At 60.5% G+C, this 24,176-nt stretch carries 24 protein-coding genes; 13 read left to right on the top strand and 11 right to left on the bottom strand.

Annotated elements, in window-relative coordinates:
- The first annotated feature begins 40 nt into the window (after positions 1 to 40).
- The 3 genes from tag to GVL50_RS13100 all read left to right on the top strand — a co-directional run bounded on the left by tag (position 41) and on the right by GVL50_RS13100 (position 1,873).
- Positions 41 to 598, top strand: coding sequence for a DNA-3-methyladenine glycosylase I (tag, locus tag GVL50_RS13110; protein WP_159813433.1), 558 nt, complete (start codon positions 41 to 43; stop codon positions 596 to 598).
- Between the two features lie 40 nt (positions 599 to 638).
- Entirely contained in the window at positions 639 to 1,526 is an 888-nt protein-coding gene (locus tag GVL50_RS13105; RefSeq protein ID WP_159813431.1) for a lysophospholipid acyltransferase, read from the top strand.
- 107 nt (positions 1,527 to 1,633) lie between these two features.
- Positions 1,634 to 1,873 (top strand): PilZ domain-containing protein, encoded by a 240-nt coding sequence (locus GVL50_RS13100; protein ID WP_053125318.1) that lies wholly within the window; start codon positions 1,634 to 1,636, stop codon positions 1,871 to 1,873.
- Between the two features lie 4 nt (positions 1,874 to 1,877).
- Here the strand turns inward: GVL50_RS13100 and GVL50_RS13095 are convergent, their stop codons facing one another.
- The 5 genes from GVL50_RS13095 to def all read right to left on the bottom strand — a co-directional run bounded on the left by GVL50_RS13095 (position 1,878) and on the right by def (position 6,554).
- Positions 1,878 to 2,192, bottom strand: a complete 315-nt coding sequence (locus GVL50_RS13095) for a tetratricopeptide repeat protein (protein WP_159813429.1) — start codon at positions 2,190 to 2,192, stop codon at positions 1,878 to 1,880.
- Positions 2,193 to 2,323: 131 nt separating this feature from the next.
- On the bottom strand, positions 2,324 to 3,700 hold the full coding sequence (gene trkA / locus GVL50_RS13090; RefSeq protein ID WP_053125322.1) for a Trk system potassium transporter TrkA: 1,377 nt from the start codon (positions 3,698 to 3,700) through the stop codon (positions 2,324 to 2,326).
- Between the two features lie 22 nt (positions 3,701 to 3,722).
- Positions 3,723 to 5,033, bottom strand: a complete 1,311-nt coding sequence (rsmB, locus tag GVL50_RS13085) for a 16S rRNA (cytosine(967)-C(5))-methyltransferase RsmB (protein WP_159813427.1) — start codon at positions 5,031 to 5,033, stop codon at positions 3,723 to 3,725.
- Entirely contained in the window at positions 5,030 to 5,989 is a 960-nt protein-coding gene (gene fmt, locus GVL50_RS13080; protein WP_159813426.1) for a methionyl-tRNA formyltransferase, read from the bottom strand. Before fmt ends, rsmB begins: the two co-directional genes overlap by 4 nt.
- A 58-nt stretch (positions 5,990 to 6,047) precedes the next feature.
- Positions 6,048 to 6,554, bottom strand: a complete 507-nt coding sequence (def, locus tag GVL50_RS13075) for a peptide deformylase (RefSeq protein WP_053125329.1) — start codon at positions 6,552 to 6,554, stop codon at positions 6,048 to 6,050.
- A 162-nt stretch (positions 6,555 to 6,716) separates the two neighbouring features.
- Between def and GVL50_RS13070 the strand changes: the two genes are divergently transcribed.
- The 3 genes from GVL50_RS13070 (at position 6,717) to GVL50_RS13060 (ending at position 9,536) form a co-directional block, all read left to right on the top strand.
- A complete protein-coding gene (locus tag GVL50_RS13070) occupies positions 6,717 to 7,742 on the top strand; it encodes a LysM peptidoglycan-binding domain-containing protein (RefSeq protein ID WP_053125331.1) in 1,026 nt (341 codons plus the stop codon).
- A gap of 80 nt (positions 7,743 to 7,822) precedes the next feature.
- On the top strand, positions 7,823 to 8,923 hold the full coding sequence (dprA, locus tag GVL50_RS13065) for a DNA-processing protein DprA (RefSeq protein ID WP_159813424.1): 1,101 nt from the start codon (positions 7,823 to 7,825) through the stop codon (positions 8,921 to 8,923).
- A 55-nt stretch (positions 8,924 to 8,978) separates the two neighbouring features.
- Positions 8,979 to 9,536, top strand: a complete 558-nt coding sequence (locus GVL50_RS13060) for an L-threonylcarbamoyladenylate synthase (protein ID WP_053125335.1) — start codon at positions 8,979 to 8,981, stop codon at positions 9,534 to 9,536.
- A gap of 89 nt (positions 9,537 to 9,625) precedes the next feature.
- On the opposite strand, the gene GVL50_RS13055 is transcribed toward GVL50_RS13060, so the two are convergent.
- On the bottom strand, positions 9,626 to 10,603 hold the full coding sequence (locus GVL50_RS13055) for a quinone oxidoreductase (protein WP_159813422.1): 978 nt from the start codon (positions 10,601 to 10,603) through the stop codon (positions 9,626 to 9,628).
- 149 nt (positions 10,604 to 10,752) lie between these two features.
- Between GVL50_RS13055 and hemF the strand changes: the two genes are divergently transcribed.
- Both hemF and aroE read left to right on the top strand, forming a co-directional pair.
- Positions 10,753 to 11,667 carry an oxygen-dependent coproporphyrinogen oxidase gene (hemF, locus tag GVL50_RS13050; protein WP_053125461.1) on the top strand — a complete coding sequence of 305 codons (915 nt, stop codon included), beginning with the start codon at positions 10,753 to 10,755 and terminating at the stop codon, positions 11,665 to 11,667.
- A gap of 9 nt (positions 11,668 to 11,676) precedes the next feature.
- Positions 11,677 to 12,498, top strand: coding sequence for a shikimate dehydrogenase (gene aroE / locus GVL50_RS13045; protein WP_159813420.1), 822 nt, complete (start codon positions 11,677 to 11,679; stop codon positions 12,496 to 12,498).
- 91 nt (positions 12,499 to 12,589) lie between these two features.
- On the opposite strand, the gene GVL50_RS13040 is transcribed toward aroE, so the two are convergent.
- The 3 genes from GVL50_RS13040 to betC form a co-directional block, all read right to left on the bottom strand.
- A complete protein-coding gene (locus GVL50_RS13040; RefSeq protein WP_159813418.1) occupies positions 12,590 to 14,158 on the bottom strand; it encodes a SulP family inorganic anion transporter in 1,569 nt (522 codons plus the stop codon).
- Between the two features lie 254 nt (positions 14,159 to 14,412).
- The gene (gene choX, locus GVL50_RS13035; protein ID WP_159813416.1) at positions 14,413 to 15,333 is read right to left on the bottom strand and encodes a choline ABC transporter substrate-binding protein; all 921 of its coding nucleotides are present in this window, start codon (positions 15,331 to 15,333) and stop codon (positions 14,413 to 14,415) included.
- A gap of 16 nt (positions 15,334 to 15,349) precedes the next feature.
- A complete protein-coding gene (gene betC, locus GVL50_RS13030; RefSeq protein ID WP_159813414.1) occupies positions 15,350 to 16,864 on the bottom strand; it encodes a choline-sulfatase in 1,515 nt (504 codons plus the stop codon).
- Positions 16,865 to 16,978: 114 nt separating this feature from the next.
- Here betC and GVL50_RS13025 point away from each other — a divergent pair, with 114 nt between their 5' ends.
- On the top strand, positions 16,979 to 17,929 hold the full coding sequence (locus GVL50_RS13025) for a LysR family transcriptional regulator (RefSeq protein ID WP_159813412.1): 951 nt from the start codon (positions 16,979 to 16,981) through the stop codon (positions 17,927 to 17,929).
- An 80-nt stretch (positions 17,930 to 18,009) separates the two neighbouring features.
- Here GVL50_RS13025 and GVL50_RS13020 read toward each other — a convergent pair whose 3' ends face one another.
- Positions 18,010 to 18,675 (bottom strand): NAD(P)-dependent oxidoreductase, encoded by a 666-nt coding sequence (locus tag GVL50_RS13020; RefSeq protein ID WP_159813410.1) that lies wholly within the window; start codon positions 18,673 to 18,675, stop codon positions 18,010 to 18,012.
- Positions 18,676 to 18,757: 82 nt separating this feature from the next.
- Here GVL50_RS13020 and GVL50_RS13015 point away from each other — a divergent pair, with 82 nt between their 5' ends.
- On the top strand, positions 18,758 to 19,084 hold the full coding sequence (locus tag GVL50_RS13015) for a DOPA 4,5-dioxygenase family protein (RefSeq protein WP_159813408.1): 327 nt from the start codon (positions 18,758 to 18,760) through the stop codon (positions 19,082 to 19,084).
- Here GVL50_RS13015 and GVL50_RS13010 read toward each other — a convergent pair whose 3' ends face one another.
- Positions 19,085 to 19,486, bottom strand: coding sequence for a GFA family protein (locus GVL50_RS13010; RefSeq protein ID WP_159813406.1), 402 nt, complete (start codon positions 19,484 to 19,486; stop codon positions 19,085 to 19,087).
- A 324-nt stretch (positions 19,487 to 19,810) separates the two neighbouring features.
- On the opposite strand from GVL50_RS13010, the gene GVL50_RS13005 reads away from it, so the two are divergent.
- From GVL50_RS13005 to GVL50_RS12995, 3 genes are all read left to right on the top strand, one after another.
- Positions 19,811 to 21,118, top strand: coding sequence for a CitMHS family transporter (locus GVL50_RS13005; protein WP_053125357.1), 1,308 nt, complete (start codon positions 19,811 to 19,813; stop codon positions 21,116 to 21,118).
- A 70-nt stretch (positions 21,119 to 21,188) separates the two neighbouring features.
- The gene (locus GVL50_RS13000; RefSeq protein ID WP_159813404.1) at positions 21,189 to 21,956 is read left to right on the top strand and encodes a TerC family protein; all 768 of its coding nucleotides are present in this window, start codon (positions 21,189 to 21,191) and stop codon (positions 21,954 to 21,956) included.
- A gap of 433 nt (positions 21,957 to 22,389) precedes the next feature.
- Positions 22,390 to 24,048, top strand: a complete 1,659-nt coding sequence (locus tag GVL50_RS12995) for a Na/Pi cotransporter family protein (RefSeq protein WP_159813402.1) — start codon at positions 22,390 to 22,392, stop codon at positions 24,046 to 24,048.
- Positions 24,049 to 24,176: the final 128 nt, after the last annotated feature.

Genomic DNA, 24,176 nt, shown 5'->3' with positions numbered 1-24,176 from the left:
GTATACCCGATTCAGTCGCACCTCCACCCCCTGGAGCCTTATGCCACGCTGCTTTTGGTGTACCGAAGATTCGCTGTACATGGCTTATCACGATCAGGAGTGGGGCACGCCGCTACGCGATGCGCAGGGTTTGTTCGAGTTGCTTTTGCTCGAAGGGTTCCAGGCTGGCCTGTCGTGGATCACCGTGCTGCGCAAACGCGAGCGTTATCGCGAGGTGCTGTTCGGCTTCGACGTGCAGCGCGTGGCGCAGATGAGCGACGCCGAAATCGACGAATTGATGCTCGATCCGGGGATCATCCGCAACCGCCTCAAACTCAACGCCGCTCGCCGCAATGCCCAGGCCTGGCTGGCGCTGGAGGATCCGGTGGCCTTCCTTTGGTCGTTCGTCAACGACCAACCGATCATCAATCATTTCAACGATCGCAGCGAAGTCCCGGCGATCACCCCCGAAGCGTTGGCGATGAGCAAAGCCCTGAAAAAGGCCGGGTTCACGTTCGTCGGCCCGACCATTTGCTACGCGCTGATGCAGGCTTCGGGCATGGTCATGGATCACACCCGCGACTGCGACCGCTACGCGCAGCTCGTCAACGCCGGTTAGAATGGCCGCCTCGCGCACCGCACAAGATCAGGAGTGACCTGTGGAAAAGTTTAAAGGCGCCTTGCTGGTAGGCGCTCTGCGGCTGTTTGCCCTGCTGCCATGGCGGGCCGTGCAGGCCGTGGGTTCGGCGATCGGCTGGATCATGTGGAAAACCCCCAACCGCTCCCGCGACGTGGTGCGGATCAACCTCGCCAAATGTTTTCCACAGATGGATCCGGCCGAACGTGAGCGTCTGGTCGGGCAGAGCCTGAAAGACATCGGCAAGTCGCTGACCGAAAGCGCCTGCGCGTGGATCTGGCCGGCGCAGCGTTCGATCGATCTGGTGTGCGAAGTCGAAGGCCTCGACGTGCTGAAAGACGCTTTGGCCTCGGGCAAAGGCGTGGTCGGCATCACCAGCCACCTCGGCAACTGGGAAGTGCTCAACCACTTCTATTGCAGTCAGTGCAAACCGATCATTTTCTATCGTCCGCCGAAGCTCAAAGCTGTGGACGAATTGCTCCGCAAACAGCGCGTGCAACTGGGCAACAAGGTCGCCGCCTCCACCAAGGAAGGCATCCTCAGCGTGATCAAGGAAGTGCGCAAAGGTGGTGCAGTGGGCATCCCCGCTGACCCGGAACCGGCCGAATCCGCCGGGATCTTCGTGCCGTTCTTCGCCACGCAGGCGCTGACGAGCAAATTCGTGCCGAACATGTTGGCCGGTGGTAAAGCGGTCGGCGTGTTCCTGCATGCGCTGCGCCTGCCCGACGGTTCTGGCTACAAAGTGATCCTCGAAGCCGCGCCCGAAGCCATGTACAGCACCGATACCGCCGAGTCTTGCGCTGCGATGAGCAAAGTCGTCGAGCGCTACGTCGCCGCCTATCCGAGCCAGTACATGTGGAGCATGAAGCGCTTCAAAAAGCGCCCACCCGGCGAAGAACGCTGGTACTGACGAAGTTGGCACACTCTGTGGATAACTTGTAGGAGCTGCCGCAGGCTGCGATCTTTTGATCTTTCTCTTTCAGTTATCCACAACCCGTTCAAAAAGGGCGCACCAAGATGTCCGAACACCGCAAATCCTTCCGCATCAAAATCACCCACGACAGCTTCGGCGAATGCCTCGGGCAAACCCGCAACCTATCGCCGACCGGGGTCTATGTGCAGCATCCGAGCCTGGCGTCGTTGCCCAAAGGCGCGGTCGTCTATGGCCAGGTTCAGGATTTACCCACAGGCGCGCCGCGCGTGCGAATGGAAGTGGTGACGGTCGACGCCGAAGGCATCGGTTTGCGCTACTTGTAGAACGTCACTGCGCCTGACGATCGAGTTTCTTCAAAAACACCGTCATTTCCTTCTCGGCCTGCTTGTCGCCATGGGCGCGAGCGGCTTCCAGACCTTGTTCCCACGCCTGACGTGCGGCGGCAGTGTCGCCCAGCGCCAGTTGCGCCTTGCCCAACAGTTTCCACGCGGCGGAATACTTCGGATCGAAGCCGACGCAGCGCTGGAAATGCTCGGCAGCCTTGGCGTTTTCGCCCAGATCCAGATAGCCCTTGCCCAGGCCGAAGCGCAGCAGGGAGTTATCCACACCCTTGGCGAGCATTTTCTCCAGGGATTCGAGCATTTTTGCACCCTCGCTTCAGTGATCGTTCCCACGCTCCGCGTGGGAATGCCTCAATGGACGCTCTGCGTCCGCTCTTGGGACGCAGAGCGTCCCGGGCTGCATTCCCACGCGGAGCGTGGGAACGATCAACCTCAGAAAAAGCTCAACCCCACATGAAACAGCTTCTCCACATCGCGAATATGCTTTTTATCCACAAGGAACAGAATCACATGGTCGCCCGCCTCGATCACCGTGTCGTCGTGGGCAATGATCACTTGTTCGTTGCGGATCACCGCGCCAATCGTGGTGCCCGGCGGCAGGCCGATCTTCTCGATCGGTTTGCCGATCACCTTGCTCGATTTCGCATCGCCGTGGGCAATTGCCTCGATCGCTTCCGCCGCACCGCGACGTAGTGAGTGCACGCTGACGATATCGCCTCGGCGTACGTGCGCCAGTAACGTGCCGATGGTCGCCAGTTGCGGGCTGATGGCGATGTCGATGTCGCCGCCCTGAATCAGGTCGACGTAGGCCGGGTTGTTGATGATCGTCATGACCTTCTTCGCCCCCAGCCGTTTCGCCAGTAGCGACGACATGATGTTGGCTTCGTCATCGTTGGTCAGCGCGAGGAAGATATCGGCGTCGGCGATGTTCTCTTCCAGCAGCAAATCGCGGTCGGACGCGCTGCCCTGCAACACCACGGTGCTGTCGAGGGTGTCGGAGAGGTAGCGGCAGCGCGCCGGGTTCATCTCGATGATTTTCACCTGATAGCGGCTTTCGATGGCCTCGGCCAGGCGCTCACCGATCTGCCCGCCGCCAGCAATGACGATGCGTTTGTAGGTTTCGTCGAGGCGGCGCATTTCGCTCATCACCGCGCGAATATTCTCACGGGCGGCGATGAAGAAGACTTCGTCGTCGGCCTCGATCACCGTGTCGCCCTGCGGCAAGATCGGCCGGTCACGACGGAAAATCGCTGCGACGCGGGTTTCGACATTCGGCATGTGCTCACGCAACTGGCGCAGTTGCTGACCGACCAGCGGCCCGCCGTAATAGGCGCGCACCGCGACCAGTTGCGCCTGACCTCCGGCGAAGTCGATCACTTGCAACGCGCCCGGATATTCAATCAGGCGCTTGATGTAATTGGTCACCACTTGCTCGGGGCTGATCAGCACGTCGACCGGAATCGCTTCGTTCTGGAACAACTGCTCTTCGCGCGTCAGGTACGAAGCTTCGCGCACTCGGGCGATTTTCGTCGGCGTGTGAAACAACGTGTGGGCGACCTGACAGGCGACCATGTTGGTTTCGTCGCTGTTGGTCACCGCCACCAGCATGTCGGCGTCGTCCGCGCCGGCCTGACGCAGCACCGTCGGTAACGAGCCTCGGCCCTGAATGGTACGGATGTCGAGACGGTCGCCGAGGTCGCGCAGGCGTTCGCCGTCGGTGTCGACCACGGTGATGTCGTTGGCTTCGCTGGCGAGGTGCTCAGCCAGCGAACCGCCGACCTGCCCTGCCCCGAGGATGATGATTTTCATCCAGTCACTCCATTGAATCCATTTAGCCGCGTGCGGCAGCGATCTTGATCAGCTTGGCGTAGTAGAACCCGTCATGCCCGCCCTGCTGGGCCAGCAATTGGCGACCATGGGGCTGTTTGATTCCGGCCGTGGTGGCCAGATCCAGTTCACGTGCACCCGGTGTGCGCTCAAGAAACGCGGCGATGACTTCGGTGTTCTCGGTCGGCAGCGTCGAGCAGGTGGCATAAAGCAGAATGCCGCCGACTTCGAGGGTTTTCCACATGGCGTCGAGCAGCTCGCCTTGCAGTTGCGCGAGGGCGACGATGTCGTCCGGCTGACGGGTCAACTTGATGTCCGGATGGCGACGGATCACGCCGGTGGCCGAGCACGGCGCGTCGAGCAGGATGCGCTGGAACGGTTTGCCGTCCCACCATTTTTCGGTGTCGCGACCGTCGGCGGCGATCAGTTCGGCGTTAAGACCGAGGCGCTCAAGGTTTTCCTTCACTCGCACCAGTCGCTTGGCTTCCAGATCCACCGCGACCACGCCGGCCAGCGCCGCTTCGGCTTCGAGGATATGGCAGGTCTTGCCACCCGGCGCGCAGCAGGCGTCGAGCACACGTTGGCCTGGCGCCAGGTCGAGCAGGTCGGCGGCCAGTTGCGCGGCTTCATCCTGCACGCTGATCCAGCCTTCGGCGAAACCCGGCAGGCTACGCACGTCGGCGGCGGCTTCGAGAATGATGCCGTCGCGGCTGTACACGCACGGTGTCGCAGCAATCCCGGCTTCAGTCAGCAAGCCGAGGTAGGCAGCGCGGCTGTGATGGCGACGATTAACGCGCAGGATCATCGGCGGATGCGCGTTGTTCGCTTCGCAGATGGCTTCCCACTGTTCCGGCCAGAAAGCTTTCAGGGATTTCTGCAGCCAGCGCGGGTGAGCGGTACGCACCACCGGATCACGTTCCAGTTCGGCAAAAATCGTTTCGCTTTCGCGCTGAGCGTTACGCAGCACCGCGTTGAGCAGGCCTTTGGCCCAAGGCTTTTTCAGCTTGTCGGCGCAACCGACGGTTTCGCCGATGGCGGCGTGGGCCGGCACGCGGGTGTAGAGCAATTGGTAGAGGCCGACCAGCAGCAACGCCTCGACATCGGCGTCGGCGGTTTTGAACGGCTTCTGCAGAAGTTTTTCCGCCAGTGCCGACAGGCGTGGCTGCCAGCGCGCGGTGCCGAACGCCAGATCCTGAGTGAAACCGCGATCGCGATCCTCGACCTTGTCCAGTTGTGTCGGCAGCGAACTGTTCAGCGAAGCTTTGCCGCTGAGCACGGCGGCGAGTGCCTTGGCGGCGGCCAGACGCGGGTTCATTGCGCGTCCACCGCTGCGCCGAGCACCGTGCCGACAGCGAATTTCTCGCGACGGCTGTTGAACAGATCGCTGAAGTTCAGCGCTTTACCGCCGGGCAACTGCAGGCGGGTCAGGCACAGCGCCTGTTCGCCGCACGCGACGACCAGGCCGTCCTTGCTGGCGCTGAGGATTTCACCCGGCGCGCCGTTGCCTTCGGCAATGGTCGCCGTCAGCACTTTCAGCGCTTCACCGTTGAGGGTGCTGTGGGTGATCGGCCATGGGTTGAAGGCGCGCACCAGTCGCTCCAGTTCAACCGCCGGACGGCTCCAGTCGATGCGTGCTTCGTCTTTGTTCAATTTGTGCGCGTAAGTGGCGAGTTCATCGTTCTGCACTTCGCCTTCCAGCGTGCCTGCGGCCAGACCGGCAATCGCTTGCACCACGGCCGGCGGGCCCATCTCGGCGAGGCGATCATGTAAGGAGCCGCCAGTGTCTTCGCCCGTGATCGGCGTGACGACCTTGAGCAGCATCGGCCCGGTGTCGAGGCCAGCTTCCATGCGCATCACGGTCACGCCGCTTTCGGCATCACCGTGTTCGACGGCGCGCTGAATCGGCGCCGCACCGCGCCAGCGTGGCAGCAACGAGGCGTGACTGTTGATGCAACCCAGGCGCGGAATATCCAGCACCACTTGCGGCAGGATCAGGCCGTAGGCGACCACCACCAGCAAATCCGGCTTCAACGCGGCCAGCTCGGCTTGAGCGTCAGCGTTGCGCAACGTCGGCGGCTGCAACACCTGGATATTATTTTCCAGCGCGAGCTGTTTGACCGGGCTCGGCATCAGTTTTTGCCCGCGACCGGCCGGACGATCCGGTTGGGTGTAGACCGCAACGATCTCGTAAGGGCTGCTCAGCAGGGCCTTGAGGTGTTCGGCGGCAAATTCCGGGGTACCGGCAAAAACGATGCGCAGTGGCTCAGTCATGGAAGGCGTCTCTTGAAAAGAAAAAGGCTTGCCGCAGCAAGCCTTTGAAGGAGGGGCATCAAGCGTTCTGGCGGTGGAGCTTTTCCAGTTTCTTCTTGATCCGGTCGCGTTTGAGCGTGGACAGGTAATCGACGAACAATTTGCCGTTGAGGTGGTCGCATTCGTGCTGGATGCACACCGCGAGCAGGCCTTCGGCGATCAGTTCATAGGGCTTGCCGTCGCGGTCCAGCGCCTTGATCTTGACCTTCTGCGGGCGGTCGACGTTTTCGTAGAAACCCGGTACCGAAAGGCAGCCTTCCTGGTATTGCTCCATTTCTTCGGTCAGCGATTCGAACTCGGGGTTGATGAACACCCGGGGCTCGGTACGGTCTTCGGAAAGGTCCATCACGACGATACGTTTGTGCACGTTGACCTGGGTCGCGGCGAGGCCGATGCCCGGCGCTTCATACATTGTTTCAAACATGTCGTCGACCAACTGACGCACTTCGTCGTCCACTACAGCCACAGGTTTGGCGATAGTGCGCAGACGCGGGTCCGGAAATTCGAGGATGTCTAAAATGGCCATAGGCTTTGATTGCTGCACGTGTTGAGTAAAGTCGGGTCGATGGCCTGGCAGGTCCGAAGATGCAGGCTACCGTTTGTGAAGCGTAGCTTGTGCATTTTGCTCAAGCGAGCCACGGGGGCTCTGACGGTTCACGCGAACGCACATGATAAAGGGATTCACTGCATGAGGAAAACACTACTCGCCCTGCTGTTGCTGGCTTCGGCCGGCGTAGCGCAAGGGCAAGTGCAACTCAGGGATGGTTTTCCACAGCAATACACGGTGGTTACGGGTGACACACTCTGGGACATTTCCGGCAAATACCTGCGCGAGCCCTGGCAATGGCCGCAGTTGTGGCGGGCCAATCCGCAAATTGAGAACCCCAACCTGATCTATCCCGGCGACACGCTGACGCTCAGCTACGTCAACGGCCAGCCGCGTCTGACGCTCAATCGCGGCGAGTCGCGCGGCACCATCAAACTCTCGCCACGGATTCGCACCAGCCCGGTAGCCGAGGCGATTCCGAGCATTCCACTGAAATCGATCAACAGTTTTCTGCTGAGCAACCGCATCGTCGACAAGGCCGAAGATTTCGACAAGGCGCCGTACATCGTCGCCGGCGATGCCGAGCGTGTGCTCAGCGGCACCGGCGACCGCATCTACGCGCGCGGCCATTTCGACCCGAATCAACCGGTCTACGGCATCTTCCGCCAGGGCAAGGTCTACACCGATCCGCAGACCAAGGAGTTCCTCGGCATCAACGCCGACGACATCGGCGGCGGTGAAATCGTCGCGACCGAAGGTGACGTCGCCACCCTCGCCCTGCAACGCACCACGCAGGAAGTGCGCCTCGGCGACCGTTTGTTCAGCGGCGAAGAGCGTTCAATCAACTCGACGTTCATGCCCAGCGCACCCGCTACCCAGATCAACGGCGTGATCATCGACGTACCACGCGGCGTCACTCAGATCGGCGTGATGGACGTGGTCACCCTGAACAAGGGCAAACGCGACGGATTGGTCGAAGGCAACGTGCTGGAGGTCATGAAAACCGGCGAAACCGTGCGCGACCGTATCACTGGTCAGCCGCTGAAAATTCCCGACGAACGCGCTGGGTTGCTGATGGTGTTCCGCACTTACGACAAACTCAGTTACGGCCTCGTCCTTAACGCATCGCGCTCGCTGGCGGTGCTCGACAAGGTGCGAAATCCGTAAGCTTGCTTCACAAGTTACCAACAGAGTTATCCACAGCTTGTTCCGAATGGTTCGGAGCTTATAACGATCAAGGATGATCCATGATGATGTCTGCCTCCGCGCCGGTTTCCCCGGCAGAACTGGAAGCGCGCCTGCGCCTGCACCGCTTGCCGGAAATCGGCCCGAAGCGTTTTAGCAAATTGCTCGAAGCCTTTGGCTCGGCCTCAAAAGCCATCAGCGCGCCCGCGAGTGCCTGGCGTTCGCTGGGAATGCCGGCGGCGAGTGCCGAAGCGCGGCGTTGCCCGCAAGTGCGCGATGGCGCCAGCCACGCAATGCGCTGGCTAGAGCGGCCGGAGCATCATTTGCTGATGTGGGATCAGCCGGATTACCCGGCACTGCTGGCGCAGATTCCGGATCCACCGCCGCTGCTGTTTGTCGCGGGTGATCCACTGATTCTGGAGAAACCGCAGTTGGCGATGGTCGGCAGCCGCCGCGCTTCGCGTCCGGGAATGGACACGGCGGCGGCGTTTTCCCGCAGCTTGGCCGGGGCCGGTTTTGTCATCACCAGCGGTCTGGCGCTGGGCATTGATGCCGCTGCGCATCAAGCCGCGCTGGATGTCGGCGGGCTGACCGTCGGGGTGCTCGGCACCGGGCTGGAAAACTTTTATCCACAGCGCAATCGACGCCTCTGCGACGCAATGATTGCGTCCGGCAGCGCGGTGCTTTCGGAGTTTCCGCTGGACGCCGGGCCGACCGCGAGCAACTTCCCCCGGCGCAACCGGATCATCAGCGGTTTGTCCCTTGGCGTTCTGGTGGTCGAGGCCAGCGTTGCTAGCGGTTCACTGATCACGGCGAGGCTGGCGGCAGAACAGGGGCGCGAGGTTTACGCGATTCCCGGCTCGATTCATCACCCCGGCGCGCGCGGTTGTCACCAGTTGATTCGCGATGGCGCGGTGCTCGTGGAAACCATTGAGCACATCCTCGAAGCCCTGCGCGGCTGGCAGCGCTTGCCGCTGTCCGCAGACACGCCGCAAGTCGATCATCCGCTGCTCATGTTGCTGCACGCCGCGCCGCATACCAGCGAAGGTCTGGCCGACAGCAGCGGCTGGGCGTTACCGAAAGTGCTGGCAGCGCTGACCGAACTGGAAATGGATGGCCGCGCGGTGAGTGAAAACGGCCGCTGGTTTGCGCGGGTGAGCTAGGTTTTACAAGGAAGATCGGTAAACTGCGCGAAACCAGTTTGTGGAGAGTTTTTTCATGGTCAACAGTTGGCGTGTGCAACAAGCCGCACGAGAGATTCGCGCCGGGGCGGTGATTGCCTATCCAACCGAAGCCGTCTGGGGCCTGGGTTGCGACCCGTGGAATGAAGAAGCGGTGGATCGGCTGCTGGCGATCAAGAATCGCTCGGTCAATAAGGGCCTGATTCTGGTCGCCGACAACATTCGCCAGTTCGACTTCCTGTTCGAAGACTTCCCGCAAGAGTGGCTCGACCGCATGGCCAGCACCTGGCCGGGGCCGAACACCTGGCTGGTGCCACATCAGGGCTTGTTGCCGGAATGGGTGACGGGTGTGCACGACACGGTAGCGCTGCGCGTTAGCGATCATCCGCAGGTGCGTGATCTGTGCTCGATGGTCGGCCCGTTGATTTCGACCTCGGCTAACCCGCAAGGACGACCGGCAGCGCGCACGCGGTTGCGTGTTGAACAGTATTTCCGTGGGCAGATTGATCTGGTGTTGGGCGGGGAATTGGGTGGGCGCAAGAACCCGAGCCTGATTCGTGATTTGGCCACGGGCAACATTGTGCGCCCGGCTTAAGACCGCGTCGCTTCATTCGCGAGCAGGCTCGCTCCCACAGTTGAAATGCATTGCAAATGTGGGAGCGAGCCTGCTCGCGAAGGGGCCGGTCAAGGCAACAGAATTGTCGACCCTGTCGTGCGTCGCGCCGACAACTCAGTCTGCGCCTTGGCCGCCTCTGCCAACGAATAACGCTGGCTGATATCCACCTTGATCTTGCCGCTGATGATCATCTCAAACAGCTCATCCGCCATCCGCTGCAAGTTCTCCGCGTTATTGGCATAAGTCGCCAACGTCGGCCGGGTCACGTACAGCGAACCCTTCGCCGCAAGAATCCCCAGATTCACGCCGTCCACCGCGCCCGACGCATTACCGAAACTCACCAGCAAACCACGCGGTGCAACGCTGTCCAGCGACGTCAGCCACGTGTCCTTGCCCACACCGTCGTAAACCACCGGTACTTTCTTGCCATCGGTCAGCGCCAGCACGCGTTCGGCAACGTTTTCGTGGCTGTAATCGATGGTCGCCCAAGCGCCATTGGCCTTGGCCAGCTCAGCCTTCTCTTTCGAGCTGACGGTGCCGATCAACTTTACGCCCAGCGCCTTGGCCCATTGGCAGGCCAGCGAACCGACCCCACCGGCAGCGGCGTGGAACAAAATGGTTTCGCCACCCTTCAATTCATAGGTCTGGCGCAGCAGGTACTGCACGGTGAGGCCCTTGAGCATCACGCCGGCGGCGGTTTCGAAACTGATTTCATCCGGCAGTTTCACCAGATTGGCTTCAGGCAAAACGTGCAACTCACTGTAGGCGCCCAGCGGGCCGCTGCCGTAGGCAACGCGATCACCGACCTTGAAACGGGTAACGCCGCTACCGACCGCGTCAACCACGCCTGCACCTTCGGCGCCGAGGCCGGACGGCAAGGCTGGCAGCGCATACAGACCGCTGCGGTAATAGGTGTCGATGAAATTCAGGCCAATCGCCTTGTTCGCCACGCGCACTTGATTCGGGCCGGGTGCGGCGGGTTCGTAATCAACAAATTCGAGCACTTCGGGGCCACCGTGGGCGCGGAACTGGATACGCTTTGCCATCTGCCTGCTCTCCTTGGGTCTTTCGTGAGCCCCCTATCCAACTCCCATGCTTGATCTTCGTCAACTGCGGCGCGCTGTTCTGCGGTGGTATGCTACGCGCCCATTTGCGTCGCCCGCCTGCGGGGCGCCGCCCGATTCAAGGTGAAGCCATGACGACCCGCACCGACGCCGTAAAGGCCTATCTGCTCGACCTGCAAGACCGCATCTGCGCCGCACTCGAAAGCGAAGACGGCGGCACGCGCTTCGTCGAAGACGCCTGGACCCGGCCTGCCGGCGGTGGCGGTCGCACCCGCGTGATCGAGAATGGCACGCTGATCGAAAAGGGCGGCGTCAACTTTTCCCACGTTTTCGGCAGCGGTCTGCCGCCATCGGCCAGCGCCCATCGCCCGGAATTGGCCGGTCGCGGTTTCGAGGCCCTCGGCGTGTCGCTGGTGATCCACCCGCACAACCCGCATGTGCCGACGTCTCACGCCAATGTGCGTTTTTTCATCGCCGAGAAAGAAGGCGAAGAGCCGGTCTGGTGGTTCGGTGGTGGCTTCGACCTGACTCCGTATTACGGCAACGAAGAAGACTGCATCCACTGGCATCGCGTCGCCGAACAGGCCTGCGCGCCGTTCGGCACCGACGTTTATCCGCGCTACAAGGCCTGGTGCGACACCTACTTCCACATCAAGCACCGCCACGAACCGCGCGGCATCGGCGGGCTGTTCTTCGATGACTTGAACGAGTGGGACTTCGACACCAGCTTCGCTTTCATGCGCGCCATCGGCGACGCCTACATCGATGCGTATCTGCCGATTGTGCAGCGCCGCAAAAACGCTGCGTTCACCGCGCAGCAGCGTGAGTTCCAGGAATTCCGCCGTGGTCGCTACGTTGAATTCAACCTGGTTTATGACCGTGGCACGTTGTTCGGCCTGCAATCGGGCGGACGTACCGAGTCGATCCTGATGTCGCTGCCGCCGCAAGTGCGCTGGGGCTATGACTGGAAGGCTGAACCGGGCAGCGAAGAAGCGCGTCTGACCGAGTACTTCCTGCAAGACCGCGACTGGTTGGCCGAAGCCTGAGGATTTCTGATGGATCGTTACGTCGTTTTCGGTAACCCGATCGGCCACAGCAAATCGCCGATGATTCACAAATTGTTCGCCGAACAGACCGGCCAGAGCCTCGACTACAGCACCCTGCTGGCGCCGCTCGACGATTTTTCCGGCTGTGCTGAAGCCTTTTTCGTACAAGGTCGCGGCGCCAATGTGACCGTGCCGTTCAAGGAAGACGCTTATCGCTTGGCCAACAGCCTGACCGCCCGAGCAGAACGTGCTGGCGCGGTGAACACCTTGAGCAAACTCGCCGACGGTTCATTGCTCGGCGACAACACTGACGGCGCCGGACTGGTGCGGGATCTGACGGTAAACGCCGGGTTCAGCCTGACCGGCAAACGCATTCTGTTACTCGGCGCTGGCGGCGCGGTGCGCGGGGCGCTCGAACCGTTGCTGGCGGAGAAACCGGCCTCGGTGATCATCGCCAATCGCACGGTGGACAAGGCTGAGTTGCTGGCCGAGTTGTTCTGCGACCTCGGGCCGGTATCCGCCAGTGGTTTTGACTGGCTGCGCGAGCCGGTGGACGTGATCATCAATGCGACGTCGGCGAGCCTGACCGGTGATGTACCGCCGATTGCGCCGAGCCTGATCGAACCGGGCAAAACCCTGTGCTACGACATGATGTACGGCAAGGAACCGACGGCGTTCTGCCGCTGGGCCAGCGAGCATGGCGCGGCGGTGTCGATGGATGGGTTGGGGATGCTTGCTGAGCAGGCCGCCGAGGCGTTCTTTTTGTGGCGGGGTGTGCGCCCAGACACGGCGCCAGTACTCGAAGAATTGCGTCGACAATTAGCCCTTTAAAAGCTTCGCGAGCAAGCCCGCTCCCACAGTGGAATGCATTGCAAATGTGGGAGCGGGCTTGCTCGCGAATGGCCGCACCGCCGATCCTGGATCAATCCTCAAACCGGATCGGACATTTCTCCGGCCCCTCAAGCTTTCTCAATTCCTCCACCACCTGCGGCCGCGCCCGGCGCAAGGTCAAACTACGATTCTGGCTCAACAAGCGCCGCGCCTCCTGATGCAGCATCTCCACCCCCGAATAATCGATGAAGTTGATCTGCTGCGCCTCGATCACCACCCGCGCGCCGTGCATCCGCTGCAAGCGCACTTGCAGGTAATGGCTGGCGCCGAAAAAAATCGAACCGCCGACCCGCAACACATCATCCTCACCGTCGCGCCAATGCTGCACGCGCGGCTGCGAGGTGCGCTTGAGATAGAAGAACAGCGACGCCAGCACCCCGGCATAAATCGCCGTCTGCAATTCCAGTAACAATGTCGCGAGGCAGGTCAGCGCCATGACCACGAACTCGGCACGACTGACCCGCAGCAATGCGCGGATGCCGCGATGATCGACCAGTCCCCAGGCAATCAACAGAATGCTGCCGGCCATGGCGGGAATCGGAATATGTGAAATCAGCCCCGCACCGAAAATCGCAAACAGCGCCACCCAGATCGCCGAAAACACCCCGGCCAGTGGCGAACAGGCGCCGGCCTCATAACTCAATCCCGAGCGGGTAAACGATCCGGCCGACAACGACCCGGAAAAAAACGCCCCGACAATATTCGATAGACCCTGCGCGCGGACTTCCTGATTGGCGTTGAGCAACTGCTGTGACCGAGCGGAAATCGAGCGCGCGATCGACAGGCTGGTGACCAGCCCGAGCATGCCTACCGCCACGGCGCTCGGCAGCAGACGCAGGATCAAATCCAGATCCAGCGGCAACGTACTGAACGGCGGCAATCGCCCGACGAAGGCGCTGACCAGATGCACATGGCCAAACATCGCCGGCCACAACCACACCAACAGACTGGCGAGCACCAGCGTGATCAACAGCGTCGGCCAGCGCGGCAGCAGTTGTTTGAGCACCACGCCGACCACCACTGTGGCCACGCCGAGAACGAGTGAAGGTTTATCCACAGCCCTGAGGTGTTGCAGCAGATCCATCAGACTCGCCAATGCCGTGGCTTTCGCCGATAACTCCAGCCCCAACAGGTTCGGCAATTGGCCAATGGCGATCACCACCGCCGCACCGAGGGTGAAGCCGAGCACCACCGAATGCGAGACGAAATTCACCAGCGCGCCGAAGCGCAGCAGGCCGAGCAGCCACTGGAAAATCCCGGCGAGGAAGGTCAGTAGAAGAATGAGGGTGATGTAGTCCTGCGACGCCGGCACGGCCAAAGGGCTGACGCTGGCGAACAGCACGATGGAAATAGCGGCGGTCGGTCCGCAGATCAGGTGCCACGATGAGCCCCACAGGCAGGCGATCAACACCGGAATGATCGCAGCGTAGAGACCGTATTCGGGTGGGAGACCGGCAATCAGTGCGTAGGCAATCGACTGGGGTAACGCGAGAATTGCGCCGCTGAGGCCGACGATCAGATCCCGTCCTACGCTGGCGCGGGATTGCCGCGGGAGCCAGGTGAGAAAGGGAAAGAGTGAGTGGCGGCTGGGGAAGGCCATGGATCCTCGCGGTTGGGGTTTTGTTCAAGGTTATCAGGGTGTCAGGGAAAGGGCCCTCACCCTAGCCCTCTCCCGGAGGGAGAGGGGACTGACCGAGGTGTTTGGTGGAGATGCACTGACCTGCAATTTCGGAGTTGAGCGCAAGTTTAGAATCCAACAACGATCGGCTCCCTTTCCCCTCGCCCCCTTGGGGGAGAGGGCTGGGGTGAGGGGGCAAAAATCTCAAGCCGATCACTCATCCAATCACCCCACAATCAAAGCTTCGCCTTAACCGCCGCCAACGCATCCTTCCCGTCTACCGTCTTCACCTCGTCCAGCCACTTGTCCAACACCGCCGGATTCGCCTTGATCCACGCCTTCGCCGCCGCGGCATTAGTGATCTTCTTGTTCACCACCTCAGCCATGATGCTGTTCTCCATCTCCTGCGTGAACGACAGATTGGTCAGCAATTTACCCACATTCGGACACGCCTCGGCATAGCCCTTACGCGTCAACGTAAACACGCTGCCGGTGTCGCCAAAGTACTTCTCGCCTCCTTTCAGGTAATGCATCTTCAACTGCACGTTCATCGGGTGCGGCGTCCAGCCAAGGAAGGTGACGAATTTCTGTTTCTTCACCGCCCGCGACACTTCGGCCAACATCGCCTGTTCGCTGGACTCGATCAGCTTCCACTGGCCCAGGTCGAAGTCGTTCTTTTTGATGATTTCCTGCAACGAGATATTCGCCGGCGCACCCGAGCCGATGCCGTAAATCTTGCGATCAAACTTGTCGGCATACTTATTCAGATCGGCAAAGTTATGCACACCCGCGTCCCACACGTAGTCCGGCACGGCGAGGGTGAATTCGGTGCCGTCGAGGTTTTTCGCCAGTTGCGTGACGTCACCGGTAGCGACGAACTTGTCGTAGAAGCCCTGCTGCGCCGGCATCCAATTACCGAGAAACACATCCACCTGGCCATCCTTCAAACCGCCAAAGGTGATAGGCACCGCGAGGGTGTCGACCTTGGCCTTGTAGCCCATGCCGTCCAGCAGAAACCCGGTGATCGCGTTGGTCGCGGCAATGTCGCTCCAGCCCGGGTCGGCCATTTTCACCGTGTCGCAACTCTGCTCGGCGAACGCCGAGGCGCTGCTCAGTGCGAGCAGGCCAACCGTCACTACTGTGGATAACTTACGCATGGACTTCCCCTTAACATTATTGGTTTTGGCAGGGTTGTGGATAACGTGCTTTGCGTTCCAGATCATCGAGGTCGATATGGTTGCGCATGTACTGCTGACTGGCGTCAACCAGCGGCTGGTGGTCCCAGCTCTTCAGCTTGCCGATCGTTAGTGCGTCGGCGACAAAACGGCGGCGGCGCTGGCTGGCGAGCACCTCTTGGTGAATCGCCGGAATGTCCCATTTGGCCCGCGCTTCGGCAAGAAAATCGTCGAACAGCCGGCGATGTTGCGGCGATTGACTGAGTTCTTCCAGTTCGCGCGGATCGTTGCTTACGTCGAAGAGTAGGCAAGGGTCGCTTTCACTGTAGATAAATTTGTAGGCGTCGCGACGGATCATCATCAACGGGCTGACAGTGCCTTCGGCCATGTATTCGCCGAACACTTCGTCGTGACCGCCCTGCCCTTGCAGATGCGAGACCAGCGAGCGGCCATCCAGTGGCAAGCCCGGCTCCAGGGTGCCGCCGGCCAGTTCCACGAAAGTCGGCAACAGGTCAGCGGTAGACACCGCCGCGCTGACCCGACCGGCACCAAATTGGCCCGGCGCACTGATCAACAGCGGCACGCGGGCGGCCATTTCGTACCAGTGCATTTTGTACCAGAGGCCTTTCTCGCCGAGCATGTCGCCGTGGTCACCGGAGAACACAATGATGGTGTCATCGATCAGCCCGGTTTCCTCGAGGGTTAGCAGAAGTTTGCCGACGTTGGCGTCGATATAACTGCACGCCCCGAAATACGCCCGACGCGCATCTCGGATCTTATCCACAGGCAGCGGTTTATCCCACAGGTCATAAACCTTGAGCAGGCGCTGCGAGTGCGGATCGAGCTCGTGTTGATCCGGGGCTGTAGGCAAAGGGATATCGGCATCGTCGTACAAATCCCAGAACGCTTTGGGAATCGTGTACGGGTCGTGTGGGTGAGTCATCGATACGGTCAGGCAAAACGGCTGATCGCCATCTTCGCGGATGTGATCGAACAGGTACTGCTGCGCCTTGAACACCACCTCTTCGTCGAAATCGAGTTGGTTGGTGCGCACGCACGGCCCGGCCTGCAACACAGAGGACATGTTGTGATACCAGGTCGGACGCACGTCCGGCTCATCCCAGTTCACTGACCAACCGTAATCGGCCGGATAGATGTCGCTGGTCAGACGCTCTTCGTAACCGTGCAACTGATCCGGGCCACAGAAATGCATCTTGCCCGACAGCGCCGTGCGGTAGCCGAGACGGCGCAAGTAGTGGGCGTAAGTCGGCACATCAGCAGGAAAATCGGCAGCGTTGTCGTAGGCACCGATCTTGCTCGGCAACTGGCCACTGACCAGGGTGAAACGCGACGGCGCGCACAACGGGCTGTTGCAGTACGCGGCATCGAACACCACGCCTTGGGCGGCGAGGCGGGAAAGATTCGGCAGTTTGATTGGCGATGGGCCGTAGAACGGCAACATTGGCGCGGCCATCTGATCGGCCATGATGAAAAGAATATTCTTGCGCTTCATGTGATCGCGGCATTCCATAGTGAATATTTATGCGACATTGCTGCGATCGAGCATGGAGTCCATGCTCTGTCGGGTAAAGCCCGCGCTGGGCAATGACTAGGATAAGCACAGCTTATGTATGAAGCCTTGGGCGATCTGTCGCTCGACCTGCTACGCGCCTTCGAAGCCGCCGCTCGTCATCGCAGTTTTACTGCAGCAGCGGTCGAATTGGGCACCACGCAACCGGCGATCAGCCAGCAGATCAAACGACTGGAGGAACAGCTCGGCACGCGGCTGTTTGATCGCATCTACCGAGGCATCGAGTTAACCGAAGTCGGTGCAATCCTTTTCGAGCAAGTTAGCCTGGGTTTGCAGAATATCGACGCCGGGTTGAGCGCGATCAGCGCACAGCAGCAACATGAGGTACTGCAAGTTGCCACCGACTTCGCCTTCGCCGCGTACTGGCTGATGCCGCGTCTGCACCGCTTCCATGAGGCCAATCCCCACGTCGACGTCAGCCTGGTCACCAGCGAACGCAACCACAACATGCTGCGCACCGACATCGACGTGGCGATCCTGTTTGGCGACGGGCGCTTCAAGCAGGGCGAGAGCCATTGGTTGTTCAGCGAAGAAGTGTTCCCGGTGTGCAGCCCGCAATTGCTCAAGGAACGCGCCCTGCCCTTGCCCGCTCAGGCGCTGCTGGAGCTGCCGCTGCTGCACCTGCGTGGCGAAAACAGCAGCAACTGGTTTGACTGGAGCGGACTGTTTCGCGAGTTAGGCATCAGCACGCCGCCGGCGCCGGGGCAGTTGCGCTTCGACAATTACACGCTGTTGATTCAAGCGGCGATCGGCGGGCAAGGCGTGGCGATTGGCTGGCGGCACCTTGTGGATAACTTGCTGAGACAGGGTTTGTTGTGTCGGCCGATTGCTGAAACGACGCTGTCGCGGTTGGGGTATTACGTGGTGTTGCCGCAGCGCAAACGGCGTGGGGTGTTGATTCAACAGTTTGTGGATTGGTTGATGGCGGAGCAGGCGAGCAGCGCCGAATCGCTTGATGGACTCGCACTGCCTTCGATCGCGGTTTGAAAGTCAAAAGATCGCAGCCTGCGGCAGCTCCTACATTAAGAACGCGGTCCCCTGTAGGAGCTGCCGAAGGCTGCGATCTTTTACGAGTCTGAAGCCGCCACAAAATTTACATGCTGACCCACATGCAAATTCAGCCGCAGCTCATCAGCAATCCCCACCGCTACGCGATTCAGGCGTTCCAGCGGCTCCGCCAATCCCGGTTCCAGATTGCCGCCAACCTGACTGAAATGCTCAATCGTCAGCCCGGCCACGCCATGCGGCGCATTGACCAGCGTCCACTGCAGCGGGCTGCTTTGCAGCGCTTCACGGATTTCCTCGGCGGCGTGGCGTTGCAGGCGATCGTCCAGTTCCGGTTCGTCGAGCACCGAGAACTCTCCTACCAAAAACAGTCGCGAAACATTCGCCGCTTGCAGACCGTCGACCAAAGCATCTACGGCCAATACTTGCTCAACCGGCCCGAGCACCACTGAGTGTTCAACGTGGTCGCTACTGAACGGCAACCCCGGCGCATCCAATAAACAGATGACCGCCGAACTGCCTGCCACACTTTGATTAACCCGCTCGGAATCGAACAGATCACCGCTTTTCGTACGTAGACCCGGACGCGGCGCGAGCGCGGTGAGGTCGTCGAGGATGGCGATGACTTCGTGCTGGCGACGCAGCAACTCAGCCATCAACGCACCGCCCAGGCTACTCATGGCACCATAGAGCACCACTTTTACCGCCGGGGTTTCGGCATTTTTCATGGCTGATCCCTTTTGTTATCCCTTGTATGGCGTGTGACATACGGGTAACGCCGAGGGTTCGAACCGATTCAGAGGCTTTCAGATGCAAGCGATCAAGGGTTATCACGCCCACGTCTATTTCGACGCCAGCACCATTGAGCAAGCGCGGACATTGTGCGAGCAGGCCGCGCAGTTGTTTCCGTTGAAAATGGGCCGCGTCCACGAACGCCCGGTCGGCCCGCACCCGGACTGGAGCTGCCAATTGGCCTTCGGCCCCGAGCTGATTGCCGATGTGCTGCCGTGGCTGGCGCTGAATCGCAAAGGCCTGGTGGTGTTTCTGCACCCGGACACGGGGAATGACTTGCTCGACCACACGGAACACGCGATCTGGATGGGCGCGATCCGGCCGCTGGATCTGTCTATTTTTTAATCAAAGCGTTTCTTCGGCTTCACCCGGTAGATGTTCGTCCAGATGCAGCCACGGCAATTGGCTGTCCGTCCAGATATGCCGCTCGGCCGGCGCCAGCTCCGGCTGATCCAGCGTGGCGATGGTCACGTCGATGACCTCAGGGCTGAGCAGCGTGACCAACGCCAGTTGCGCGCCACAGGTCGGGCAGAAGTATCGCGCGCAACTTGGCGATGAGTCATACCGCGACGGCGTCCCGGCCAGCCATTGGAAATTCGCCGCCGGCACGCTGATCCATGTCGTGACAATCCCGCCGCTGACCTTGCGGCAGATCGAACAATGGCAGTGGGCGATGTCGTGCAAAGGCCCGCTGAACTGATAACGAATGTTTCCGCAATGGCAGCCGCCGCTGTGCAATTGGCTCATGTTGAACGCCCTCCTTCCCGTGTTTATTGACTCAAGTTCGCATCCGACGACCGGTTGACCGTTTATTCAAAGCTTTCACCAGCGAAAGGTAGCTGAAAGCTTCCGCGATTAGGATCGCCTCCACTTCCGGCAACAGACCGGTTGGCCAATGCGTGTGATGTCTCGCTCGCGCGGCCCAATTAACAACAACAATGGTGATTCTGATGTCCTCTGTAGGCCGCCTCCTCGCTGTGACTCCGCCCGTACGTCTCGTGCTTGCCGTTCTGCGCTGATCCCTCGCCGATCCGCTCACCTCACTAGCCGCGCTACGCCTGGAGTATTCCCATGCTGACTTTCCTTGGCTTCGCCATGGTCATCACGTTCATGTTCCTGATCATGACCAAGCGCCTGTCCGCGCTGATCGCTCTGATCGTGATCCCGATTCTGTTCGCTCTATTCGGTGGTTTTGCACCGAAGATCGGCCCGATGATGCTCGAAGGCATCACCAAGCTGGCGCCGACCGGCGTGATGCTGATGTTCGCCATTCTGTATTTCGCCCTGATGATCGACTCCGGCCTGTTCGACCCGGCCGTGCGCAAGATCCTCAAATTGGTCAAGGGCGACCCGCTGAAAGTTTCGGTCGGCACCGCCGTCCTGGCGCTCGTGGTTTCTCTCGATGGTGACGGCGCGACCACTTACATGATCTGCGTGGCCGCCATGCTGCCGCTGTACAGCCGCATCGGCATGAGCCCGCGGATCATGGCCGGTCTGATCATTCTTGCCGGTGGCGTGATGAACATGACCCCGTGGGGCGGCCCGACTGCCCGTGCGGCGAGTGCGCTGCATGTCGATCCTTCGGACATTTTCGTGCCGATGATCCCGGCCATGGCCGCCGGTGTGGTGGCGATCCTGATCATTGCCTACTTCTACGGTAAACGTGAGCGTGCGCGCCTCGGTGAGTTGCATCTGATCGGCGATGAAATGGATCACAGCGAAATCAGCGTCTCGCAGTTCCCGGATGCCCGTCGTCCGAAGCTGATCTGGTTCAACGGTCTGCTGACGTTGGTGTTGATGTGCACCCTGATCGCCGGCCTGCTGCCGCTGCCGGTGCTGTTCATGGTGGCGTTCAGTATCGCGATGATCGTCAACTACCCGTGCCTGCAAATGCAGAAGGATCGTGTCGCGGCCCACGCCGGTAGCGTGCTGTCGGTGGTCAGTCTGATTTTCGCTGCGGGTATCTTCACCGGTATCCTCTCCGGAACCGGCATGGTCGACGCCATGTCGAAAAGCCTGTTGGCAGTGATTCCGGATTTCCTCGGCCCGTACCTGGCGGTGATCACGGCGCTGGTGAGCATGCCGTTCACGTTCTTCATGTCGAACGACGCGTTCTACTACGGTGTGTTGCCGGTGTTGTCCGAAGCGGCCAGCCATTACGGCATCACCGCGGTGGAAATGGCACGTGCCTCGATCGTCGGTCAGCCCGTCCACTTGCTCAGTCCGCTGGTGCCGTCGACTTACCTGCTGGTGGCTTTGGCCGGTATCGAGTTCGGTGACCATCAACGTTTCACCCTGAAGTGGGCAGTGCTGGTCTGCATGTGCATACTTGTGGCGGCATTGCTGTTGGGGACTTTCCCGCTGTTCAGCACTTTGTAACGGCATCAACTCACCAACACGCCAGCTGCTTGCTGGCGTCTTGGTTTAACACACGCTCAAAGGAATACACATGGAATGGCTGACCAACCCCGAAATCTGGGTTGCCTTCTTCACCCTGACCGCCCTGGAAATCGTCCTCGGCATCGATAACATCATCATGATTTCGATCCTGGTCAGCCGCATGCCCAAGCACATGCAGCAGCGCACCCGGATCTTCGGTCTTGGCCTGGCCATGATCACGCGGATCCTGTTGCTGCTGTCGATCACTTGGGTCATGCGCCTCACCGCCGACCTGTTCGAAGTGTTCGGCCAGGGCATTTCCGGTCGCGACCTGATCCTGTTCTTCGGTGGTCTGTTCCTGCTGTGGAAGAGCTCGCAGGAGATGTATCACGCGCTGGAAGGTGAAGACGAAAGCGACGACACCCCCGGCGGCAAGGGCGGCAACTTCCTCTACACCATCATTCAGATTGCGATTATCGACATCGTCTTCTCGCTGGATTCGGTGATCACTGCTGTCGGCATGGTTTCTCACGTGCCGGTGATGGTCGCGGCGATTGTTGTGGCGGTGCTGGTGATGATGCTGGCGTCGGGCAAGATCAGCGAGTTCATCGACAAGCACCCGTCGCTGAAGATGCTCGCGCTGTCGTTCCTGCTGGTGGTTGGTACCGTGCTGATTGCCGAGTCGTTCGACGTGCATGTGCCGAAAGGCTACGTCTACTTCGCGATGGGCTTCTCGCTGGCGGTTGAGGCGATCAACATCAAACTGCGCGGCGCGATTGCCCGCAAGAAAAAGCAGCAAGACCCGGTGAAACTGCGCAAGGACATCCCGGGCCAGTAACCCGGTAGTCCGGCAATACGCATTACCCCTGTGGGAGTGGGCTTGCTCGCGAAGGCGGAGTGTCAGTCGACAGCAATGTTGGCTGACCCACCGCATTCGCGAGCAAGCCCGCTCCCACATTTGTTTTGGGCGATATCCAGACACCGCAACCCCTGTAGGAGCATGGCTTGCCAGCGAAAGCGGAGTGTCAGCAATATCAATGTTGGCTGAATAGACGCCTTCGCTGGCAAGCCATGCTCCTACAAGGTTTTGTGGTGGATTCGGGTGGGTGCATGAAGCGCTTTTCATGACACTTTTGTTTCAATCAACACTTTAGCTGTGCAATGCTGGCGCCCAGTCCGTTAGCCAACTACAGCTTAAGTATCAAAAACGTAGAAACCGCGCGGTACCGTCAACTTGCTCCTTTGGGGCACTGCTATTACAGGGGGTCTGCATGCTCACCCTGCTCAATCTGCTTTCCGCCGTCGCCCTGCTGATCTGGGGCACGCACATCGTTCGAACCGGCATCCTGCGGGTGTACGGCACCAATCTGCGCCATGTGATTGGCCAGAACATGTCCAAGCGCTGGCTCGCGTTCGTGGCCGGCATCCTCGTGACCGCCATGGTGCAGAGCAGCAACGCCACCGCCATGCTCGTCACCTCTTTCGTCGGCCAGGGCCTGATGGCGCTGACCCCGGCGCTGGCGACCATGCTCGGCGCCGACGTCGGTACCGCGCTGATGGCGCGGGTGCTGACCTTCGACCTGTCGTGGCTGTCGCCGCTGCTGATTTTCCTCGGGGTGATTTTCTTTCTGTCGCGCAAACAGACGCGGCTCGGGCAAATGGGCCGGGTGTCGATCGGTCTCGGCCTGATCATTCTCGCGCTGCAACTGATCGTCGAGGCCGCCGCGCCGATCACCCACGCTCAGGGCGTGAAGGTGATTTTCGCATCGCTGACCGGCGATATCCTTCTCGACGCCTTGGTCGGCGCGCTGTTCGCGATGATTTCCTACTCCAGCCTCGCCGCCGTGCTGCTCACCGCGACGCTGGCCGGCGCCAGTGTCATCAGTCTGCCGGTGGCGATCGGTCTGGTGATCGGCGCCAACATCGGCAGCGGCGTGCTGGCGTTCATGAGCACCAGCATGCAGAACGCCGCTGGCCGGCAAGTGGCGTTGGGCAGTCTGTTGTACAAACTGATCGGCCTGCTGCTGATCATCCCGGTGCTCGACCCGCTGGTGCACTGGATCGACAGCCTCGATTTCAGCCCGCAGGAAATGGTCATCGGCTTCCACCTGCTCTACAACACCGCGCGCTGTCTGATTCTGTTGCCGAGCGTCGGCCCGATGGCGCGACTCTGCGCCTGGCTGCTGCCGGAGCGGCCGGAGCTCAACGGCACCGCCAAACCGCGTCACCTCGACGCCACCGCGCTGGTCACACCGAGTCTGGCGCTGGCCAACGCCGCGCGGGAAACCCTGCGCATGGGCGATTTGCTGGAAAACATGCTCGACGCCACCCTCGATGTGCTGCGCGGCAAGCAAACCGCCGTCACTCAGGAAATCCGCCGGCAGACCGACGACATCGAATCGCTGTACAGCGCGATCAAGCTCTACCTGGCGCAGATGCCGCGCGAAGACCTCGGCGAGCAAGACAGTCGACGCTGGGCCGAGATCATCGAACTGGCGATCAACCTGAAACTCGCCAGTGATCTGATCGAGCGCATGCTGCGCAAGATCCAGCAGCAGAAAACCTCGCAGCGCCGCTCGTTCTCCGAAGAAGGCCTGGAAGATCTGGCCGGGCTGCAGCAGCAATTGATCTCCAACCTGCGTTTGGGGCTGTCGGTATTCCTCAGCGGTGATCGCGAAAGCGCCCGGCAATTGCTGCGTGAGAAACGCCGCTTCCGCGCGCAGGAACGCCGTTTGGCCCACGCGCATGTCAGCCGTTTGCAACGCAAGATCGTGCAGAGTATTGAAACCAGTTCGCTGCACCTGGAGTTGATTGCCGACATGAAGCGTTTGAATTCGCTGTTTTGCGGCAGTGCGTATGTGGTGCTGGAAACGGCGGACACCGGGGCACTGGCGTCGGATGATATTGCCGACATCACGCATTCGCCTTGAACGTCTGGGGCTCGGGTTAGTCAGTAACATTGATTCAGCTTTAAGACCTTCGCGAGCAGGCTCGCTCCCACAGGGGAATGCGTTTCAAAAGTGGGAGCGAGCCTGCTCGCGAATGGCGGCCTGAATAG

This window comes from Pseudomonas sp. 18058, assembly GCF_902706155.1.
GTDB lineage: Bacteria > Pseudomonadota > Gammaproteobacteria > Pseudomonadales > Pseudomonadaceae > Aquipseudomonas > Aquipseudomonas rustica.
This window is presented reverse-complemented; position numbering and strand designations above follow the sequence as displayed.

What these genes read in the sequence shown, in the direction of transcription:
- tag (WP_159813433.1), top strand. Translation starts at nt 41, where the DNA reads ATGCCACGCTGCTTTTGGTGTACCGAAGATTCGCTGTACATGGCTTAT.
- GVL50_RS13100 (WP_053125318.1), top strand. Translation starts at nt 1,634, where the DNA reads ATGTCCGAACACCGCAAATCCTTCCGCATCAAAATCACCCACGACAGC.
- GVL50_RS13095 (WP_159813429.1), bottom strand. Translation starts at nt 2,192, where the DNA reads ATGCTCGAATCCCTGGAGAAAATGCTCGCCAAGGGTGTGGATAACTCC.
- trkA (WP_053125322.1), bottom strand. Translation starts at nt 3,700, where the DNA reads ATGAAAATCATCATCCTCGGGGCAGGGCAGGTCGGCGGTTCGCTGGCT.
- rsmB (WP_159813427.1), bottom strand. Translation starts at nt 5,033, where the DNA reads ATGAACCCGCGTCTGGCCGCCGCCAAGGCACTCGCCGCCGTGCTCAGC.
- fmt (WP_159813426.1), bottom strand. Translation starts at nt 5,989, where the DNA reads ATGACTGAGCCACTGCGCATCGTTTTTGCCGGTACCCCGGAATTTGCC.
- def (WP_053125329.1), bottom strand. Translation starts at nt 6,554, where the DNA reads ATGGCCATTTTAGACATCCTCGAATTTCCGGACCCGCGTCTGCGCACT.
- GVL50_RS13070 (WP_053125331.1), top strand. Translation starts at nt 6,717, where the DNA reads ATGAGGAAAACACTACTCGCCCTGCTGTTGCTGGCTTCGGCCGGCGTA.
- dprA (WP_159813424.1), top strand. Translation starts at nt 7,823, where the DNA reads ATGATGATGTCTGCCTCCGCGCCGGTTTCCCCGGCAGAACTGGAAGCG.
- GVL50_RS13060 (WP_053125335.1), top strand. Translation starts at nt 8,979, where the DNA reads ATGGTCAACAGTTGGCGTGTGCAACAAGCCGCACGAGAGATTCGCGCC.
- GVL50_RS13055 (WP_159813422.1), bottom strand. Translation starts at nt 10,603, where the DNA reads ATGGCAAAGCGTATCCAGTTCCGCGCCCACGGTGGCCCCGAAGTGCTC.
- hemF (WP_053125461.1), top strand. Translation starts at nt 10,753, where the DNA reads ATGACGACCCGCACCGACGCCGTAAAGGCCTATCTGCTCGACCTGCAA.
- aroE (WP_159813420.1), top strand. Translation starts at nt 11,677, where the DNA reads ATGGATCGTTACGTCGTTTTCGGTAACCCGATCGGCCACAGCAAATCG.
- GVL50_RS13040 (WP_159813418.1), bottom strand. Translation starts at nt 14,158, where the DNA reads ATGGCCTTCCCCAGCCGCCACTCACTCTTTCCCTTTCTCACCTGGCTC.
- choX (WP_159813416.1), bottom strand. Translation starts at nt 15,333, where the DNA reads ATGCGTAAGTTATCCACAGTAGTGACGGTTGGCCTGCTCGCACTGAGC.
- betC (WP_159813414.1), bottom strand. Translation starts at nt 16,864, where the DNA reads ATGAAGCGCAAGAATATTCTTTTCATCATGGCCGATCAGATGGCCGCG.
- GVL50_RS13025 (WP_159813412.1), top strand. Translation starts at nt 16,979, where the DNA reads ATGTATGAAGCCTTGGGCGATCTGTCGCTCGACCTGCTACGCGCCTTC.
- GVL50_RS13020 (WP_159813410.1), bottom strand. Translation starts at nt 18,675, where the DNA reads ATGAAAAATGCCGAAACCCCGGCGGTAAAAGTGGTGCTCTATGGTGCC.
- GVL50_RS13015 (WP_159813408.1), top strand. Translation starts at nt 18,758, where the DNA reads ATGCAAGCGATCAAGGGTTATCACGCCCACGTCTATTTCGACGCCAGC.
- GVL50_RS13010 (WP_159813406.1), bottom strand. Translation starts at nt 19,486, where the DNA reads ATGAGCCAATTGCACAGCGGCGGCTGCCATTGCGGAAACATTCGTTAT.
- GVL50_RS13005 (WP_053125357.1), top strand. Translation starts at nt 19,811, where the DNA reads ATGCTGACTTTCCTTGGCTTCGCCATGGTCATCACGTTCATGTTCCTG.
- GVL50_RS13000 (WP_159813404.1), top strand. Translation starts at nt 21,189, where the DNA reads ATGGAATGGCTGACCAACCCCGAAATCTGGGTTGCCTTCTTCACCCTG.
- GVL50_RS12995 (WP_159813402.1), top strand. Translation starts at nt 22,390, where the DNA reads ATGCTCACCCTGCTCAATCTGCTTTCCGCCGTCGCCCTGCTGATCTGG.